Source organism: Phycisphaerae bacterium (genome assembly GCA_035384605.1).
In the GTDB taxonomy this organism is placed as follows: domain Bacteria; phylum Planctomycetota; class Phycisphaerae; order UBA1845; family PWPN01; genus JAUCQB01.
The window spans coordinates 78,420-97,786 of the sequence record DAOOIV010000006.1; the positions used below are offsets into that span (position 1 = coordinate 78,420).

General features: G+C 60.7%; 16 protein-coding genes. 6 read left to right on the plus strand and 10 right to left on the minus strand.

Features of this window, described 5'->3' with window-relative positions:
* Nucleotides 1-99 precede the first annotated feature (99 nt).
* On the minus strand, nt 100-1,833 hold the full coding sequence (gene polX / locus PLL20_03085) for a DNA polymerase/3'-5' exonuclease PolX (protein ID HPD28954.1): 1,734 nt from the start codon (nt 1,831-1,833) through the stop codon (nt 100-102).
* 132 nt (nt 1,834-1,965) lie between these two features.
* On the opposite strand from polX, the gene lpxD reads away from it, so the two are divergent.
* From lpxD to PLL20_03110, 5 genes are all read left to right on the plus strand, one after another.
* Nucleotides 1,966-3,021, plus strand: coding sequence for a UDP-3-O-(3-hydroxymyristoyl)glucosamine N-acyltransferase (gene lpxD / locus PLL20_03090; GenBank protein HPD28955.1), 1,056 nt, complete (start codon nt 1,966-1,968; stop codon nt 3,019-3,021).
* A complete protein-coding gene (lpxI, locus tag PLL20_03095; protein ID HPD28956.1) occupies nt 3,018-3,890 on the plus strand; it encodes a UDP-2,3-diacylglucosamine diphosphatase LpxI in 873 nt (290 codons plus the stop codon). Before lpxD ends, lpxI begins: the two co-directional genes overlap by 4 nt.
* Nucleotides 3,891-4,535: 645 nt before the next feature.
* Entirely contained in the window at nt 4,536-5,867 is a 1,332-nt protein-coding gene (locus PLL20_03100) for an ADP-ribosylglycohydrolase family protein (protein HPD28957.1), read from the plus strand.
* A gap of 697 nt (nt 5,868-6,564) precedes the next feature.
* Entirely contained in the window at nt 6,565-7,005 is a 441-nt protein-coding gene (locus tag PLL20_03105; protein HPD28958.1) for an Hsp20/alpha crystallin family protein, read from the plus strand.
* A gap of 158 nt (nt 7,006-7,163) precedes the next feature.
* Entirely contained in the window at nt 7,164-7,565 is a 402-nt protein-coding gene (locus PLL20_03110) for an Hsp20/alpha crystallin family protein (GenBank protein ID HPD28959.1), read from the plus strand.
* A 50-nt stretch (nt 7,566-7,615) separates the two neighbouring features.
* Here the strand turns inward: PLL20_03110 and PLL20_03115 are convergent, their stop codons facing one another.
* The 6 genes from PLL20_03115 to PLL20_03140 form a co-directional block, all read right to left on the minus strand.
* A complete protein-coding gene (locus PLL20_03115; GenBank protein HPD28960.1) occupies nt 7,616-7,852 on the minus strand; it encodes a PGPGW domain-containing protein in 237 nt (78 codons plus the stop codon).
* 70 nt (nt 7,853-7,922) lie between these two features.
* Nucleotides 7,923-8,960: a TerC family protein gene (locus PLL20_03120; GenBank protein ID HPD28961.1), complete on the minus strand. Its 1,038-nt coding sequence runs from the start codon at nt 8,958-8,960 to the stop codon at nt 7,923-7,925.
* A 158-nt stretch (nt 8,961-9,118) separates the two neighbouring features.
* Nucleotides 9,119-10,324, minus strand: a complete 1,206-nt coding sequence (locus PLL20_03125) for a glycoside hydrolase 100 family protein (protein ID HPD28962.1) — start codon at nt 10,322-10,324, stop codon at nt 9,119-9,121.
* The gene (locus PLL20_03130) at nt 10,321-11,463 is read right to left on the minus strand and encodes a glycosyltransferase family 4 protein (GenBank protein HPD28963.1); all 1,143 of its coding nucleotides are present in this window, start codon (nt 11,461-11,463) and stop codon (nt 10,321-10,323) included. Before PLL20_03130 ends, PLL20_03125 begins: the two co-directional genes overlap by 4 nt.
* Nucleotides 11,460-12,128, minus strand: coding sequence for a PIG-L family deacetylase (locus PLL20_03135; protein HPD28964.1), 669 nt, complete (start codon nt 12,126-12,128; stop codon nt 11,460-11,462). Before PLL20_03135 ends, PLL20_03130 begins: the two co-directional genes overlap by 4 nt.
* Before the next feature lie 4 nt (nt 12,129-12,132).
* Nucleotides 12,133-14,844, minus strand: coding sequence for an NPCBM/NEW2 domain-containing protein (locus tag PLL20_03140; GenBank protein HPD28965.1), 2,712 nt, complete (start codon nt 14,842-14,844; stop codon nt 12,133-12,135).
* A gap of 521 nt (nt 14,845-15,365) precedes the next feature.
* Between PLL20_03140 and PLL20_03145 the strand changes: the two genes are divergently transcribed.
* Nucleotides 15,366-16,772, plus strand: a complete 1,407-nt coding sequence (locus tag PLL20_03145; protein HPD28966.1) for a sulfatase-like hydrolase/transferase — start codon at nt 15,366-15,368, stop codon at nt 16,770-16,772.
* On the opposite strand, the gene PLL20_03150 is transcribed toward PLL20_03145, so the two are convergent.
* The 3 genes from PLL20_03150 to PLL20_03160 form a co-directional block, all read right to left on the minus strand.
* A complete protein-coding gene (locus PLL20_03150) occupies nt 16,769-16,978 on the minus strand; it encodes a hypothetical protein (protein ID HPD28967.1) in 210 nt (69 codons plus the stop codon). The genes PLL20_03145 and PLL20_03150 overlap by 4 nt on opposite strands.
* A gap of 149 nt (nt 16,979-17,127) precedes the next feature.
* Nucleotides 17,128-17,424, minus strand: a complete 297-nt coding sequence (locus tag PLL20_03155) for a helix-hairpin-helix domain-containing protein (protein ID HPD28968.1) — start codon at nt 17,422-17,424, stop codon at nt 17,128-17,130.
* A gap of 206 nt (nt 17,425-17,630) precedes the next feature.
* The gene (locus tag PLL20_03160) at nt 17,631-19,139 is read right to left on the minus strand and encodes an endo-1,4-beta-xylanase (GenBank protein ID HPD28969.1); all 1,509 of its coding nucleotides are present in this window, start codon (nt 19,137-19,139) and stop codon (nt 17,631-17,633) included.
* Nucleotides 19,140-19,367 lie beyond the last annotated feature (228 nt).

A 19,367-nucleotide genomic window follows, 5' to 3' on the forward strand; every position in this document is an offset into this window, starting at 1 on the left:
GCGTCATCGTCCCACGCTCTGCACCCCTTGGCGGCAAGTCGCCGTCACGTGACCGAGCGGTTCAATAACCGATCCCGGCCGATCGTTCGAGGGGAGGAACTACATGCGTCTTTTTCGCTTGGCGGCTATCCATGCCCGCAATCGGGCTACCGGCAACGTATTGAGGATATGCTCGGGCGTCGCCCAGCCTCGACGTGCGGTTTGAACCCCCAATGGCATCTGGTCGAGCTGATCGGTCGAATGGGCATCCGTGCTGATCGCCAGGCGGCACCCCGCATCGATCGCCTGCCGAATATGAACGTCTTTCAGGTCCAGACGCTGCCACGAGGCACTGATCTCGAGGGCGCAGCCCGTCCGTGCGGCGGTGGCGAAGAGCTCATCCCAATCAAGATCCATGGCATCGCGCCGGCCGAGCAGACGACCCGACGGATGCCCGAGACAGCAAACGTACGGGTTCTCCATGGCCGCGATCGAGCGACGGGTGAGGCTGGCGCGATCCTGCTGCTGGGCCGAGTGAATACTGGCGATCACCCAGTCGAGCTGAGCAAGAATGTCATCCGGATAGTCGAGGCTCCCGTTGGCCAGGATATCGCACTCGATGCCCGCCAGCAGCGTGAGGCCCTTGACCCGCTCGCCCGCGGCCCGGATGTCCTGAATATGCCGCAGCAGGCGGGTCTCATCGAGACCGTTGGCGATCACCGAGCTTTTTGAGTGATCGCAGATCGCCAGGTAACGGTAGCCTCGCTTGCCGGCCGCCTCGGCCATCTCCTCGATGGTGCTTCGCCCGTCGCTGGCAGTCGAGTGAACGTGCATGTCACCCTTGATGTCCGCCAAGGATACGAGCCGGGGAATCTCGCCTCTGCACTCGATCTCCCCGCGATCCTCGCGCAATTCCGGCGGTATCGGGCGCAGATCAAGCTTCTCGTAGATCTCCTCCTCTTCCCGTCCGGCGATCCGGCGATCCCCATCAAAGAGGCCGTATTCGTTAAGTTTCCAGCCTCTCCGGACGGCCAGTTCCCGCAAACGCACGTTGTGCTCCTTCGATCCGGTGAAGTACTGCAGCGCCGCTCCGAATGACTCCTCGGGCACGACGCGAAGGTCGACCTGAATTTCTCCGCGGACAGGACCGGCGACCAGCACGGAACCCTTCGTCCCGCCGGCCGCACGAACGCCGGTCACCTCGGGCAGCTTGGTGAACGCGTTGACCACCCTCTCGCCGTCGTCGGCGATGCACAACAGGTCGATGTCCCCCACCGTCTCACAGCCTCGTCGTGCCGACCCGGCAATCTCGATGCGCCGGACGCCCGTGAATTCGCGCACCGCATCCCGAAGCCCCTCGGCAAGCGGCAGCGCGGCACCCAACGGCGTGCGACCTGCCGAACGTTTGAGAAACGCCAACCCCTCGGCGATCTTTTCGACGCTCTTCTTGCCGAATCCGGGCAGCCTCTCCGCGCGGCCGTCGGCAATGACCGCCTCCAGGTCCGCCATGCTGTTGACGCCCAGCTCGCGGTGTAGGGCCTGCACCTTCTTGGGCCCCAGCCCCGGAACGGTGAGCAGCTCGGGCAGTCCCCGCGGAATCGAATTCAGCAGTTCCTGGTGGACGGCCACCTTGCCTGTCTTCAGGTACTGCATAATGCGCTCGGCTGTCCCCTTGCCGACGCCGGGGATGTTCTGCAACTCGCCGCGATTCGCCACGTCGGCGATGTCCTCCGTCAAGTCCTCGATGGAGCGAGCCGCTTTTCTGTATGAATTGACCCGGAACGGGTCGCCGCCGGTCAGTTCCAGCAAATCGGCAATCTCGTTGAAAACAGCCGCTATCTCCGGGTTAACCATGTTCTTTTTCCATTATCCTGCGAGCCTGCGTCCGTGCGCCGATCCAACGTGCGATTGACACCCGCTGCCCGAGGAATGATATTATAGCGGTCTCGAACGACTGGTGGGCAGTCGCTAGACAGTGAGCATTGAATGGGCCTGACCCTGACGCAATTGACCGAGTTCCTCGCATCTCAGAGTATCCCTTGTGAAGTGGACGGAGACGGCTCTGTGGTTGTCTCGTCAGTGGCTACTCTGGAGGACGCCGGCGAGGGACAGCTCAGCTTCTTGTCAAACCCCAAGTACGAGAAAGAACTGGCGGCGACAAGGGCCTCAGCCGTGCTGGTTCGCCCTGACGTCAGAGTGTCACGCACGATGAACCTTCTTCGGACACCGGACCCTTATGCGGCGCTGACGGCGGCGATCGTCCGGATCCACGGCTATCGGCAACACCCGCAATGGGGCCGCTCGGCCCAGGCCTGCATTCACCCCTCGGCGGTCATCGGCGAGAAGCCGAACATTGCGCCGGGCGTCCACATCGATGAGAACGTGCGGATTGGCCGTCATGCGACCATTTATCCGGGCGTTTACATTGCCCGTGGCTGCAGGATCGGCGATGACGTGGTGCTGATGCCCAACGTGGTCATCTATGAGGCCTGCGTGCTCGGCAACCGGGTCACCATTCATGCGGGCTCGATCATCGGTGAGGATGGACTGGGCTACGCCCCGGTCGGCGAAAAATGGGTCAAGATCCCGCAGATCGGCAACGTGGTCATCGGAGACGACGTGGAAATCGGAGCCAACTGCACTATTGACCGGGCCACGCTCGGCAGTTCGGTCATTGGCAGCGGCACCAAGTTCAGCAACCTGATCGCCATCGGACACGGCACCAAGATCGGCGAGGATTGCCTGTTTGTCGCTCAGGTCGGCATTGCCGGTTCGGTCAGCGTCGGGCGTCACGTGACCATGGCTGGACAGGCCGGCGTGGTGGGGCATATCAGCATCGGCGACAACGCGGTCATCGGAGCCAAAGCCGGCGTGACCAACGATGTGGAACCAGGCCTGACCATGTTGGGGCAACCGGCCGTCCCCATCAACGAGTGCAAACGGCAGGTGGCGATCGTGCAGCGACTTCCTCAACTCAAAAACGAGATCAAGCGCCTGCGGCGCGACCTGGATCAACTCATGAAGCAGGTCGGCGGAGGATGAGCGATCATCTGTACAATCCTTTGGGCATCATCGCCGGCGCGGGGCGGTTTCCATTCCTCGCTGCCCAGGGTGCTCACCAGGCCGGCCGAGCGGTTGTGATCGTCGCCCTCAGAGGCCTGGCCAATCCGGAGCTCCGGACAGTGGCCGACCGGTTCCACTGGTCGGGAATCGTGCGGCTCGGCCGGTGGATCCGCCTGTTTCGCAAGTCGGGCGTAAATGAGGCGATCATGGCCGGGTCCGTGATAAAATCGGAGATGTACGGACGGCTCCGCATTCTGCGATACGTACCCGATTGGACCAGCATCCGGCTGTGGTTCTTCGAGGTGGCCGATCGGCGGAACGACACCATCCTCCGTGCGGTCGCCGAGCATATGCAGCGGGAGGGCATCACTTTGACCGATTCCCTGCAATACTGTCGCAAGCACCTGCCTGCGCCCGGCGTGCTTACCAGGAACCGGCCCTCGAAAGCGCTGGACAAGGACATCGAGTTCGGGTGGCACATCGCCAAGGAGATGGGCCGACTGGACATCGGACAGTCGATCGCCGTCAAGGAACAGGAAGTCATCGCGGTGGAGGCGATCGAAGGCACCGATCGCATGATCGAGCGGGCGGGCGAACTCTGCCGTCACGGCGGTTGGACGCTGATCAAGGTCGCCAAACCTAACCAGGATCTCCGCTTCGACGTGCCGACCGTCGGGCCAAACACGATCGAGAACCTGCATCGTCACGGCGCCAAAGCGCTGGTTTTCGAAGCCGGAGTCACGCTGGCCATCGACGTGAATCAGATGATCGCCCTGGCAGACCGATATGGCATGATCGTCGTTGCCCATGAGCCGGGCAACGCAACTCACACGCAACAGACCGCGTGAGGATGTCTGGCGAAGCTGATCGACGCTGCAGGAGAACCCGCCACAACCGGCCGGCCTTGCAAAAAGACCGTCAGAAGCCGATCTTCAGATAATTGCAGGTTGGACGCCCCAGAGCAGCATCGCGGCCGGGTTTCAGTAGGCATGCACAAGTCCGAGCCCCGCGCGGGGAGGGTGACGCCCCCTCAGCAAAGGGCGGCGTACATCAGGACCGTCAAGAGAATGATCTTTGTCTTACGAGCGAGAAACATGTAGACCATCGTGGCGTAGGCGTACATCTCTTCTTCTGCCTCCTCTACCTCCACCGGCCTCGCTCTCGGTTCCGGGCCGGTCTGCTAAGCTGAGGAAGCAACCAATGTTCCGAGGTGTGCCAGAGCGTTCTCTTCGATCAGTATGGCATAAGTCTTTATGCCACAATGCTTTGTGAGCCGAAAAGTGATGTTGTTAAAATGGGTGATTTGTGCGGCTCGTGAGGGCTGTTGGAATGCCTCGTCGACACTCAGTCCTGAGCAGGTAGTAACTTCGCGCAAGTCCTTGCACATCCAGTAGTAACACCTATGATGCCGGCCGCCGACGTCTGCGGAGCTTCCGGCAGGCGTCCGCTTCTGGACAGCGCTGTTATCGCTCTCGCCGGTTCGGAGGACGGGTATGCACAGCCCGGACGAGCTGATTGCCTTGCTTAGAGAAGAGATTCGCCAGCGGCGCGAAGAGGGATGCAATGTAGTGGGGCACGCTCAACGGATGCGAAAGGCAGGCAAGCGCATCGATGAGCTCAACGCGCTCTACGACGACCTGATGACCTTGAAACCCGAACCAAGATTGGCGAGGCGCGAGCCGAACGACCTCGCGGGGATTCGGCGGCTTCGGCCGCGCAGACCACGGCGAATCAAGTCGCCGGCCTCAACCGCGCGATTGCGCGATCGGCTCCGAGGAGCTTTTCTCGGACGCTGTGCCGGCTGCATGCTGGGTAAACCCGTGGAAGACTGGCACCGTGACCGAATCTTCAAGGCCCTGAAAAAAGCTGATCGCTTCCCGTTGGCCTACTACTTCGAGTCGTCGACGATCGAGGCCGGAGGTAAACCGATCCATCCGGCCGGGGTAACATACTGCACCCTCGGTCACTTCAAGCACATGGAACGCGATGACGATACCGACTACACCATACTCGGCATTCACTGCCTCAAGACCTACGGACCGAAGTTCACCACCGCCAACGTCGCCCACGAGTGGCAGATGAGATTGCCCTATTTCATGACCTATACGGCCGAGCGGGCGGCGTATCGCAATCTCGTCAACAGACTGCCGCTCGATCAGGTTCCGCTCTACCGTAACCCCTTCCGCGAGTGGATCGGGGCACAGATCCGGGCCGACGGCTTCGGCTACTGTGCCGCCGGCATGCCGGAGCTGGCGGCGGAGTTCGCCTACCGCGACGCGACGTTATCGCACGCGAAAAACGGGGTTTACGGCGAGATGCTTTTTGCGGCTATGATCGCCGCAGCCGCGGTGTGCGACGACGTGCGTGAGGTGATCGAGATCGGCCTGTCAGAAATCCCGGCTGGTTGCCGATTGGCGACAGCGGTCCGTGACGTCACCAGGTGGGCCGACGAAAACCGCAACTGGCAGGACACCCTGCACGCGATCCATGACCGATATGGCCACTACCACTCGGTCCACACCATCAACAACGCCTGCCTGGTGATCATGGGGTTGCTGTATGGGCAGATGGATTTCGGCAAGACGATCTGCATAACGGTGATGGGCGGCTGGGACACTGATTGCACGGGGGCCACCGCCGGTTCGGTCCTCGGTGCCATGCTGGGAGCCGACCGTCTGCCTCGCAGATGGATCAAGCCGCTGAACAATCGCCTTGAGTCAATCGTGATCGGATACAACGATGTGAGGATCACCGATATCGCCGATGCGGCGTTCGAGGTAAACAGAAAGATCAGGCTTGGTGGTCCGCGATTCAGCAAAGGCTAAGGCGGAGCGCCTTTTTGCGGGTCGCAACCCAAGCGCTCTGCGATCCAGAAACATGCGCGCAAGCCGCACAGATGTCCGGCCATAAGGTTCGAAAGACAAGCCCTTCCGTGAGACCAAAGCCGATAAGGGACAATCGGATGGAACCCCGGAGACAACCTTCTTCGCAGGCTTCTTGGCTTGCACTGGCGCACCACCGCCGGTGCACGTCGTCGATCGCGTTAGAGCCGACCCCGTTCTCAATTCTGGATGGGCCATTCGCCATTCCCCAGCGCCGCCGTGTGCAATGCTGGTGTGAACGCGGCTTTCCCGACCGCGCAGCCTTGCCTGACAATAGTCCTGGCCTGGCGCAAGGCTTGCCAGAGCCGACCTGTGTGTCTGTTTCTTCCTGACAAGATATGCTGCCAAATTGGGCATGCCAGAATGACCCTTTCCGACTCCCGATATCACCTTGGCGAGTGCAACTCTTTTGCAAATCATGATTTACGTAAAGGCATCTACCCAGAGCACCGCTGGTACGGTACTTGCCATTGTTTGGTGGAAACAACCGTTAGCACACCGGTGTCGTATCAAGGGTGGTTGGCGGGATCTGATGGTTGGCGCGGAGGCGGCGAACGCCGCGTCGCAAGCGGTACCGTACTGCCGTTGCCCGGACCTCCGCCGGAATGTTGCGACCCGTCGTCGCGAAAGGAGAAGAGCCATGCAGGTGCGTCGATACAACCGAATCTCGCCCTTTGAACAACTGCGGCGCGAGATCGCCGGACTGCTGGATGAATTTGACCCCCTGGGTGTTCGCGGGGCGCTGTTCGGATCGCCAGGTTTTCCTGCGATCAACGTCTGGGAAAGCGGCGATTGCCTTTACGCCGAAGCCGAAATACCCGGCGTTACTCAGGAGGATCTCGAGATCCTTGTTGTCGGTAACGAGCTGACCATCAAGGGTCGCCGCGGCACGGCCGAGGAAGAAGACGCGTCTTACCACCGGCGCGAGCGCGGTACGGGCGAGTTCTCGCGAACAGTGACCCTGCCGGTCGATATCAAGGCGGAGGCCGTCGATGCGACGCTCAAGGATGGGGTCTTGACACTCAGCCTGCCCAAGGCCGACGAGGCTCGGCCCCGAAAGATCACGGTCAAGGAAGTCTAGGCCGTCTTTCACAAGGCTCGTGCGGGACCGGCATCTCACCGGTCTTTGCAGCAGGCCGGAAGCCCGTCGTGCAGGTTCTTGGGAGCGCTTGGACGGCGGACGAGCAGCTCCCGGCATCGTAAGCAGGAACAGGAAAACAATAACGGAGCTCATGTGTCATGAGAAAGCACAAAGCGATCGTGAGAACAGAGGGTGATGTGGCGCAGGCCGAGCAGACCCGTGATCGGCAGGTCTACTCGCCGCAGGTGGACATCATCGAAAAAGACAACGGCCTGTTGCTGTTGGCGGACATGCCGGGTGTCAAGGCCGCCGATATCGACATCCAATATGAGGACGGTCAATTGACCATTTACGGCAAAGTGGAGCCGCGGCAGGATGATTCCAAAACCAGCTATCTCCTTCACGAGTACGGAGTGGGCGACTTCTATCGCTCGTTCCGCATCGGCGACGGCATTGATGTGGACAGTATCCGCGCCGAGCTGAAGAACGGCGTCATGACCCTGCATCTGCCCAAGACCGAGGCGTTCAGGCCGAGAAAGATCGCCGTGCAAGCGAAGTGAGTGGTTCGGGCGAGCGGCAGGCGCCCGTTCTCCCGCTCATCGAGCAGACTTTACCGAGCCTGCCGCCTGGCCCTTTCTGCTTTCCACTGGCGAATTCTGCGCGGCAGCCACCGGAGCAGGCGGCGCGGGCCGGAGAACTCGGTGGCGAGAATAGCCAGCCCGGCGATAATCACGGCGAACCCCGGGCCGGGAATCAGCGGTATGCTCAAACCGATGCCGGCCAGCACCACCGCCGAGCCGACAATGGCCACCAGGATGCGCCAAATGAGCCGCCAGATGCGACGCATTCGGGTCGCTGGTACCGTCTGCGCCGAGGAGGCCTCTCCGCAGTCGGTGTCTTCGTGCCGGCGGCCTGCGTCAGGCGGTAGTCCCTGTAACTCCGTCATTCGTGGTCCCTTTCTGTCGCTTGCCTGCTATGATCGAGGCCACCACGCCGATCGTCAGGATCGTCACGATGATCGCCAGCGAGAGATTAATGTCGAGGCGAATGCCGAAGGCCACGATGAGCATCTTCACACCGACGAACGCCAGGATGATCACCAGCGCCAGTTTGAGATACTCAAACTCGCGCATCATGCCGGCCAGAGCGAAATAGAGAGCCCGCAACCCGAGAATGGCCATGATATTCGAGGTGAACACGATGAAGGTGTCCGCGGTCAGGCCGATGATCGCCGGAATCGAGTCGATGGCAAACAACAGGTCGGTCGTCTCCACGACAAGAAGAGCCAGAAGCAGGGGCGTAATGGCCCACCGGCCGTTCTGTCGCACGACAAAACGCGCTCCCTGAAACTGGGACGTCACCGGGTAAAAGTGCCGGACCAGCCGGACGAGAGGATTACGATCGGGATCGATATGCTCCTCTTTAGAAAAAAGCATCTTGACAGCCGTCAGAATCAACAACAACCCGAAGACGTAAGTCATCCAATGAAGATGATGAACCACCCAGGTTACCCCGCCGATCATGATGCCGCGCATGACCAGCGCCCCGAGAATACCCCAGAAAAGCACGCGGTGCTGATGCTCTGCCTTGATACCGAAGAATGAGAAGATCACCGCCATGACGAAAAGGTTGTCTACGCTCAGCGATTTCTCGAGGATGTAGCCGCCGAAGTACTCCTTGGCGGCGGTGGCCGCCACCTTGGCGTCCGCTTGGGCCACCGGCATCGGGTACCTGGCCGGATCACTGGCGATGCGCTGTGCCGCAATGCCCATCCAGTCGTGCTTGTAGATGTAGTAAAGCGCGACGTTGAAAGAGAGCGCCACCGCGATCCACATGGCCGACCAGAGCAGCGCCTGCTTGAGCCCGATGACCACCGCCCTGCGGTGCAAGACGCACAGGTCAAAAACGAGCATCAGGACGACAAGGGTGACGAACCCGATCCACAACAACAGCATGAAGGCTTCCTCTGGGGCCGGCGGTTCTCAGGACTCATGGCGAATCTTCCTGATTCGCGGGAATAGCGTAACGGGATTCGTGGGCGGGCGGAATAGGCGGAAGCCGGCCTCCGTTTGTCAGGCTCCGCGAGGACGGGGCCATCCTGCGACGTTGCCTTTCATTCATCCGGTTTCTGGGACGACCGACCCAGGCGGCGAATCTCATCGAAAAACGGCGTTCGCCCTTGTTCAACGCATTCGGCCGCATAGAGGTACATCGCCGCGGACCAGGTTTGCCAGTCGTGGCCGCGAGGTCGACCTGTCTGGGCCTTGATCCACTCGTTGAACCCGTAGCTTACCTTGGCCTTTTTCGCCGGGCGGACAAGCTCGGTCAGTATGGCCAGCTTCTGAGCCGCCAGTCGGCTGCGACCTGCGGCGACCAGCGCGGCAATGTAGAAGCCGCAGACGAACGGCCAGACGCCGCCGTTGTGGTAGTTCCCCGGCCGATTGTACCGCTGGTAGCGCGGCCGCCAGTCCTGGTCTTCGGGTTGAATATACGGGATCAGACAGGGCGGCAGGTCCACGGCCAGTTCCCCGCGACGGCGCAAGCGGCGACATTGCGTTTCCGTCCAGTTGATGATCCGCTGGGCCCGGGCTTGCGGGGCGATGCCGGTGAGAATCGCAAGACTGTTGCCCAGCAGATCGAACCGCCGGCTGTGGTAGACCTTAAACGACCAGAGCGCATAGTAGGGCTTTCCCGGAATGACGAAACCCTCGTGAACATAGCGCTGTCGTTTTGAGCCGCGAAGGTCGGGATGATCGATCAGGCAACGAAGCAGGTCGGCCTTGCGATGCTGACCGTGAAGCCGAAGACACGCGTACACAATCGTGTTGACGTAAAGCCCGTAGCCCAGCACCCACTGCTCATCACGCCAGTCAGTAGTCGGTTGTTGGTCGACCATGACCATGTCATCCGCTCCCTGGTACTCCATCCAGCGAAGGGCTTTCATGGCCGCGTTGCGGAGAAACCGCTTGTCGCCGGTGACCTTGCGATACAATCCCAACCCGAAAAGGAACAGCGGCGTGGTGTCACTTGCGCCGAGATCTTTCGGGTCGTGAGCCAATGAGGCGATATGCCCATGCGGCGTCTGAGTCCGGGCCAGCGACAGCAGCACCCGCCGCAGCGCATCTCGCAGTACGGAATCCCCGGAGGAAAGAAAGCCCAGCGCGGAAATCATCATGTCACGGGTGTACGGCTCGGGGTAACCCCACGCGGCCGTCCGCGGTAGCCTCTGGCAAGGCCCCCGAACGTTGTTCAGGAGCACCTCCATCGCCGCCGCCTTGGCCTCGGCGGTCTGCTCCAGGCTTGCCGACGTACGACTCATTGGATACCCAACTTCTCACGGACATAGTCGACAAACTGGCGCGCCACCACCCGGTAGTCGTACTTGCTTACCACGCGCTCCCGTCCCTTCGTTCCCATTCGGGCACGCAAGTCGGCATCAGTCATCAGAGTCTTGAGATGCTCGGCAATGTCGTAGATGCTGGCCCGGTAGTCGACGATACGCAGGTTCTCGAAAACTACCCGCTGCGCCTTGTTGAAACCCGACTCTTCTCCCAGAATGGCCTCCGCGATTCGGATTTCCTGTGCCACTCCCGCAAGAAGCGCCGTCTCACCGTGGACCAACGTCTCGGCCGGGGCCATCGCATTGATACTGACCACCGGGCGTGCGCACGCACCCGCCTCCACCTGCGGCATCCCGAAGCCTTCCAGTCGCGACGGGGCGGCGTATATGTCACAGGCGGCGATGAGATAAGGCATGAAGTTCCGCGACACCTTGTTCGTCGTGTAGATGACGTTCTTCTCGATACCCAGTTGCGTGGCCAACTCCCGATCCATACGGTTCTGAATTTCGGTTCGCTGCTGCGGCCAGACCTTGCAAACGTATTTCCACTTGGGGACGTCCTTGGCGATCAAGGCCAGGGCCTGCATGACCTCCTGCGCGCCCTTCGACGCCGCGTCCCCGCCCACCGTCAGGATCATCAGATCATCGGGCTCGACGCCCAGTGCCTCCCGCACGACCCTGACCTTCGCATCACTGATGTCCCTGGGTATGAAGCTGTCGGTGTCGCAGCCCACCGGCAGCACGCACATGTTCTCGCCGTTGATACCGTCGCGGATATAGACGTTTTTTACCCATTCAGAGGTGGTCAGAATCAATGGGAGAGAGTTGAGAACCTCGCGGTAGTTGGCCACGAAGCCGTCCGCCACCAGCCACGGCACCGCCTGGACACCATGCCTTTGCGGATGGAGAATCAGATGCGGCGTGTGGCCCCAATACCCGACACCTACCACTACGTCCGGCTTGAACCACCGGTAATACCATTCTTTCTCCTGGGCCGACTCGAAATTCACCGGGTAAACATCGACGCCCAGTTGCTGGAGTCCCCGGTAAAGCAGATCCCCCTGAGTCGCCAACCCGCCGGGTGACGGCGGGTAGTCATACAGAACCAGTGCTTTCATCGACAGGATCCTTCCTCGCTTCCAATCCATCCATTCAGCGCGTCGGGAGACTCAAAATGCCAAACCGCCTCTTGTCGGGGCGTTGCCTGGGCCTCCCAACTGTCGGGCGCAAAGGCGTAAAGGCCGGTGATAATATCGTATTTCTGTTGCCATATCTCTTGCGAGAGCGTCTCAACCAGGTGGGCATTTGCTCGGGGTCGGGGCAGGTATGCCCGTTGCCCGTCCTCGAAGGCGAACAGGAACAAACGGCCGGCCGTCAGCCGCCCATTCCGCCATAAACGGGTAACCGCCTGCGAAGCCTCCTCATGACGCCGGTGCCGGGTGTATTCCCCCCACGGCCCGTGTGTCAGGACCGCGTCGAATGCCGTTCCGCATAATAACGACAGGATGGCGTCCTCAACTTCAGCCCAAGGCAGCGGAGTCTGCTCCGGCCCGTCATCCAGGTCGGCCATGGCCCCACGGGCGTTCAGGCGCTCTAACACCCGCCGGAACTTGGGAGCCCGGTCCGGGTCATTGCCCCGACACAGAGTCACAATGGTCCAATCCCAGTCCGGTCGAGCCAATATCTGGCCGCCGGCCCACAGCGTTTCGTCGTCGGGGTGCGCTACAATGACCGCCACCCTGGGCGGCCGGTAGGAGGAATCAAGAATAGTGTCCAGCAGCATGCCCCTACGGCTCCAGCCAGGCGTCTGCCAAGTCGGCATGGTCGCCGACAATCCCGTCATCGGCATCGGTCACGATGATAGTCAGCGTCTTGGCCCCGGCAACAGAGACACTGAACTCTCTGGCGGGCTCGTGACGCGCCATCCGCCCGCTATCCCAGCGTTTCTCGCCGTCCACGTGAATCTCAACAGTGATGGTGCCGTTCGCGGCCGCGTCTTGGCCCGCCAGGCCGTGAAAGGCCTTGTACTTCCCGCCAAGATCGTAGACCACCTCGGCCGGTGCATGCGTGCCGAGCCCACGGTGGTAGACCTGGGAGCCGATGCACATCGTTTTGTCCCACACGCTCTTGTTTTTCATAAGCCTGCCCCAGCCCTGCTTGACCGAAACCGGCTCCAGCCGGTCGAGGTAGATCCCAGGGATCCTCTTGATCCTGGGCTCAAAGGTAATGACCTCCATATCCGGAGTCAGCAGTCTCGTCGGAGCAATCGCAACCACCGATATCTGCGATCTACAGTCGGGCGGCAGGGGAAATGGCGGCATGCGGCCCTTATGTGGCCCCGGTTGTGTGATGGCTGCCGGCGGATCGAACTCTCGGACCAACCATGCGGATGCCGAGATGTCATGTTGCGGCGTGTTCATGGCCGCAGACACTTGCCATTGTCCTGATGGAAGATCAACCACGTACCACTTCCATCCGTGCTTTGACTTCAATCCCGAGGCGCACCACTGGCCCGCCGAGTCGATCAGCGTGCTTTCAGCGGCCAAGCCGTTGATCGTGAACACTGGATCCAGGACTTCCGGCGATTTGTCCGATTCAAGAAGGTAGTAAACCTTCCAGCCGCGCCCAGGGCTCCGTCCTTCGATCGTCGAGGTCCACCGCAAGCCTTCCGGCGGCGTCACGATTGTGTAGTCATCGCCGAAGGGTTGCGTCCCAGGGGATTGAGCAGTCGTCTTAACCGCCTTGCTCTTCGCCGAGGCGACTTTTGCCCCGCACACCTGTCCGCTGGAGGAGTCGGGCAGATCCTCCCTGATTGACGGACAAAGGCGGATGACCTTCGTCTCATACGGTCCCATGCTCAGCGTCAGCCTGTCGCCATGATTCAGTCCGACGGCCACGCAACGGCGATGGGGGTATTCCTGTATTGCGGAGTATCTCTCGAACCTCACGTCCGCGCCGATGGTCGCTTCGTCAAGCAGCACCTCGACCAAGTCCATCTGAATCCACGGGTTGCGCAGGCAGATCAGGCCCTGGCCGTCGTTCCAATGAGCATATCCGTAGGTCTCACGTTGCATCGCCTTGGTGTCGTGGACTGTCGGCAAGCCCTTCTCCCGCCACGTTCGCGGCCAGACGAGTTTCGTTCGCTCAAGCAACGACGCATTGGCCCGCGACCACGTCATGAGCTCGGCAAGGAAGCGGTACTCGTCCGGCCGCATGTGCTTGGGATTGAGGTACAGGCTGATGAACTGGTGCCCACGCAGAACCGTGACCACGGCGTCGTTGCACAGCGGGTCGGGCGTCTGGTGCACGATGCCGAGCACCTCTTGAGCGGCAATCGGGACGGGCGTTGCCGCCCCACGCAGATTGTAAAAGTCGCGGGAGGTCGTATAGCTCTCGCGGTAAACAGGTGCGGGGACTGCGCCGGCCGGTGCGTCGTCGCCGAACGGACCGATCACCGACTCGACGTAGCGCAGCCACCACGGGCTGGCGTCGTATCCGAAACAGGTTGGCTCCATCCAGATGTCCGGGCTCGCCTCGCGGACCGCCGCAAAGATATCGATGATCCCTTCGGCCGTGACCTCGCGCGAGAGCTCGTTGGGCAGATGGCCGTGATCCGCTTCCTTGCATTCGTGCCTGTAGCCGTCGAACTTCATCTGCCCGAGCTTGAACCGGTTGGCCAGCCCGGCGATCGCCTCCTTTGCAGCAGCCTGGTATCGCGTTCCCTTCGCAAGGCAGCAAACGCGGTAGTCCCTGATGGTGGAACTGGCCAGCGACTGCGTCTCATAGCCTTGCTTGGCGGCCCAAAGACTGTCAAACGACTGCGGTGTGTAGTTGTTGCTGGGCGACCACCACAGGCCCAAGCGGCAGGATTGCGCGGCCAAGGCACGGTTCAGCGTCGCGAACTCGCCGGGGAATCTCGAACGATCGATCTGCCAAATGCCTGTTCGAGCCGACCAGCCCATGTCGAGGGTGAATGAATCCATCGCCGCGCCGAACGGGCGGTAAAGCTGATCTTCGAACGTCTTGATCAGGCTGAGGACGTCTTTCTCGGAGAAAGGGACCGGCGCCGTCCACCAACTGTTGTAGTTGAAGTGGGGACCTTTTCCTTTGCGGCGAAACGAATCGACGTATCGCTCGAACGATTCTCGCACCCGTCCGGGCGGACAGACACCGACGACCGCCTCGCGCGAACGATAGGAGGTCGGCAGGGTCATGACTCTACCAGGGGCATGCGACAGAACGATGCGCCCGTCCTTGACCATGGCACTGGCCACCGGGAACTCCACGCCGAAAAAGAGGCTCTCGGTGAAGACGGGGTAGCTCTGCCATCCCGGCATCGTGAACTCCACCGGCTCGGGCAGGGGTTCGTCGAGCAGGACGACTCGTTCCAGCGTCAACTGGGGTGCCCTGGGGCTGCCTGGAAGATCAACAGCATCGAACTCAACATGCTGGCGGAACCACGCGGATTCACCGCGCAGGGTAATGATCTTCCGTATCAATATCTCCCCGAGACCAACTCGTTGCCGCGGGTATTCGATGACGAGTGACGAACCGCCCGGGAAGAAGCGAGCGGCCGCGCGAGTCGGCCGGACCTGAGGACCGCCGGCTTGCCCCTCTGTGAACTGTAGGAGAGGCGCGGTTGTCGATATGGCGAAAGATCGACCCGCTCGCCGGTTGATGACTTGGAGTGGTTCTGCCGGCCCATCGGCGTTGAACAGCAGGCGCATGTGCGCGTTCTCGAGCGGGCGGGCGCAACCTGCAGCGACCAGAGCCGCCAGATAGCCCGACCCGCACCACAAAAGGCGCAGAACTCCACGCCGGATTCTGTTCATCGCTCGCTCGCCAAGTTACAGGCCGACTCTGTAGGAATCGCCACTTCACGCGGTGTCATTCGACATGCAACACATTTTCGTCCCGGCAGGAAGCATGGTCAAATCAGGTTGTTTGAGAGCTCTCAGGAGCAGGACGTATCGTGCGGCTTGTGGTATTATGGACCCCATTCGCGACGGAGGATTCTGACATGTTGTTCAATGGCCTGTGGCGCCGTATCATTCGGATGACCGTCGGTTTGCTCGTGCTTACGATTCTTCTCGCCGGCCCGGCGATGGCCGCCGAAAGCAGCCGCCCTAACGTGCTCTTTCTGTTCACAGACGACCAGCGGCCGGACGGTATTGCCGCGCTCGGCAATTCTGCGATCAAGACGCCTGTCATGGACTCGCTGGCCCGGCAAGGGCTCGTGTTCCGCAACGCCTATATCTTCGGCAGCAACGTCGGCGCCGTCTGTCAGCCGAGCCGCAACATGCTGCTCAGCGGTCGGGCATACTTCCGATGGAATGGGCCCTATGCCCCTGCCGACCAGCCGAATTTCCCCGCGTCCATGAAGCAGGCGGGCTACTTCACTTATCATCACGGCAAGAAGGGCAACAACGCCGTGCTCATTCAGAAGCTGTTTGACGTCGACAAGTACGTCGACGAGAGCCAGGATCGCAAGAGCGGTGAACCCGGCAGGATTATCGTTGACGAGGCCATCGCCTTCCTCAGGAACCGGCCCGTAGACAGACCATTTTTCATGTACCTGGCTTTCGGAAACCCCCACGACCCCCGTGTGGCCGACCGGAAATACCTTGATCTCTACCAGCGCGACAAGATCCCTCTGCCAAGAAACTACATGCCGCTTCACCCCTTCGACAACGGCGAAATGGTGATTCGGGACGAGCTCCTGGCCCCTTGGCCACGAACCGAGGACGAAATCCGGCGCCAACTCCACGAGTACTATGCCGTCATTAGCGGGTTGGACCACAACTTGGGCCGGCTGCTCGATGCCGTCAGGCAGCTTGGCTTGTTCGACAACACCATCATTATCTTCTCGTCCGACAACGGCTTGGCTCTCGGCAGCCACGGTTTGATGGGCAAGCAGAGCTTGTACGATCACAGCGCCAAGGTGCCGCTTATCATCGTCGGACCGGGCGTTCCTCGCGGCAGCAGCGACGCCCTCGTCTACCTGATGGACATTTTCCCCACGATCTGCGAAATGACGGGTACGGCGGTTCCCGACGGCCTTGACGGCAAGAGTTTCAAGCCGGTGATCGATGAAAAGGTAAAGAGCGTCCGCGATTCTGTTTTCATGTCATACGGCAACTGCCAGCGCGGGATCCGCGACGAACGATTCAAGCTGATCCGCTACCCCCTCATTGACAAGACGCAGCTTTTCGATCTGCAGGCCGACCCCGACGAGTTACACGACTTGGCCGACGACACGGGGCAGAAGGAGCGAATCGAGAAGATGATGGTCCAACTGGCCGAATGGCAAAAGCGTCTCGGCGACAAGGCCCCCCTCACGGTGGCCGAGCCAAAGAACCCCAAGTTCACGCCGCCGACGGGCGAAGCGCTGAATAAGCTGCTTGAGCAGTGGAAGATCAAACCTTAGGGAATGCTCCACTTGGACGTGCGGAGATTCTGGTCGTTAAGCCAGAAGAGATCGACGTCATCTGCGTACTGCTTGGCATCCCATTCCATCGTGCGCTTCATCCGTTGAATCCGTTCCCGTCGTGTGTACGCTACGCCGTCCCCGCCGCATCCGGACTGAGCAAGGGCAAGAAGACCCAGCAGTGCCAAGAGTATCCAACGTCGCATGGTGAACCTCGCCCATGGGGGTTAATTATCGGCCGCGGACCCCCAAGTCCGCGGAAAGGCATGTCCACAGCGACACGCATTCTAGAGACCGGTCGCCACTGCTGTCAACCTGCGGGGCCAAGGGCGGCCGAGTCGCCGGCCCGAGGCGGTCACGGCCCTGGTACGGTGGCCGTTTCGGGAAACTTCAGGTGCTTGGCCAGCTTGGCAACGGTCTTGGGACCAATCCCGCGAACCGCTTCCAGGTCTGCGGGTTGCCGAAAAACGACCTTGTCGGGCCGACCGGCCTTGCCTTGGCGATACTCGACAATCCGCTTGGCAAGAACCTCTCCGATCCCCGGCAGGCTGGCCAACTCTGCCCAAGTGGCAGTGTTCGGGTCAACCCTGGAGTCCACCTCAGCAGGTGCAGCCGCAGGAAATGCCCCGGGAACAAGCGGGAGCAAGGTCATCGATGCGCTCCCCTCCTGACCGGCTTCCAGGTAGGGAAGGCAACCGCGCCGAGTCGCCCAAGCCATCGCAAGTACCACTCCGAACAGAAGATAGCAGATCACGTAGGCCGGCAGAGGGGCCGACGCGGACTTGCTGTCAGTTGAGCAATCTGGCTGAGGCACGTGTCACAACCGCGTTGGGTCAATTTCCCCGAAATGGCGGTTCGTCAGCGGACCCGCTGGCCCGGGGGCCGCCTCGCCGTGGCCACCAATTCCGCTCTGAAGTCCTTAAGTACTCTGTATGCCGGTTTCGGCGATAAGTCCTCTTTGAGAAGTCCGCCGAACGGAATCAGGCGGTTTGATGGCCGGTCGGCAAGATCTATCCATGTAATGCTGTCGACGAACGGCTTGCTTAGGGCAACCGTGTAGAAGCCCCTCGCCCATTTTGCCTGAACCGCTTCGTCCCAAGGCTTGAGCCAGCATCCTCCGCCCAGGCTGCCCTTCTCGCCAATCATCTTCGAGGGTACCTGAACAGCAGTGATATGAACAGGTTTGCCCAGATTGCCAAGACGATCAAGTTTATCCGAGATCTGGAACATGTCTCGAACAAACATCCCGTCCCGCGGCGCCCCAAAAACAAACTGAGCGGCAATGCCGTCAAAACCGACGCCGCTCTGGCTGATCATATCGGCGTAGAACATGGGCGGAATCGTCCGCTGGTTACGAGCATAGTACTCGCCCCAAGGTGCGACCAGATCGATAGCCACCTGCGACGACTTGGCTGCCAACTGTTTCACCAGCGACACGGTCACCCGGGTCAGGTCCATGATCTGCTCAAAGGTGAAATTGAACGCGTTCTCCGCATGAATGCCGCTGACCGCGTCCCAGCAATACACGTAGTTCCCATACCGTTCGACGGTTCGCCGAACGTGCTCGACAATTGCACTGCGGACAGACTCGTAGTCGTCTTCGTACTGGCTCAGCCAGTCGGGAATATGTTCCGCATCAAGACTCACGAGGGGGCCCATTCGGACCGGCAGTCGCGATTTCGCCAACCATTCAATCCAATTGTCGATCAATTGCCATTCGCGGGTCTGCTGCTTGGGCTCCACCAGCCGCCAAGGCACCGGAATGTAAGCAAAGTCGAAGGTCTCTTTGAATCGCTCACGATATTCATCGGAGTTGTTGTGCAGGTCTACCGTGCAGCCGAAAACGCGCTTGGTGAACCCCGGAGTTTGCTTGCGGCGGCCGAGAAACAAGTCGGCATGAAACTGACAGAGCTGCTCCCCGGCAACGAAAGCCAGTTTCAGCGCCTCCTCCGCCACCTTCGATTGCTCCACGGGCGAATCCGCGCACAGCGCCGCGATGAACAGATCCCGCGCCTTGTCGACCTGCTCGGCAACCTGCTCGACCCCTTCGAAGTCAAACAGACCCCAATCCTCGCGTTTCTGGTTGATGCGCGTCAACCGCCCGCGGACCAGCTCAAGCAGGAGGTTATAGGGCTGGTCGCGATCCATGAGACGGCTGGTCTCGCTGAGTATGGCCCCGCAACCGGGAATAGGCCAAAGCACGGCCAGCCCTGCCGGTCCGTCGGCCCGCTTCGCGCAAACAATTTGTGAGTCGCGAAACTCCAATTCGGCGCGCAGCGGAACCCCGTCACTGCCAACAAGGTAAGTGCCGGCGAGATCCATGTCGCTGACTGGCCGACCATTGTGGTGCACCTGGAATCTTAACATCAGTAGTTACCGGTAGTTATGGTATAAGCTTATGACAAGTATGAATCCGAAAAAAGCCCCGATGGGCAATGACACCCTATCGGTCAACCGGTACCACCTTGTTGAGCGCCAGATGTCCACCTCCACTTTTTGCAGCCGTCCACCATTACCCCCATATCCATCGGAATCCTAAGGTATTCCAAGTGCCAACACAAGCCTTGGACTTGTCATCCCGTCCGAGGTTCCTTA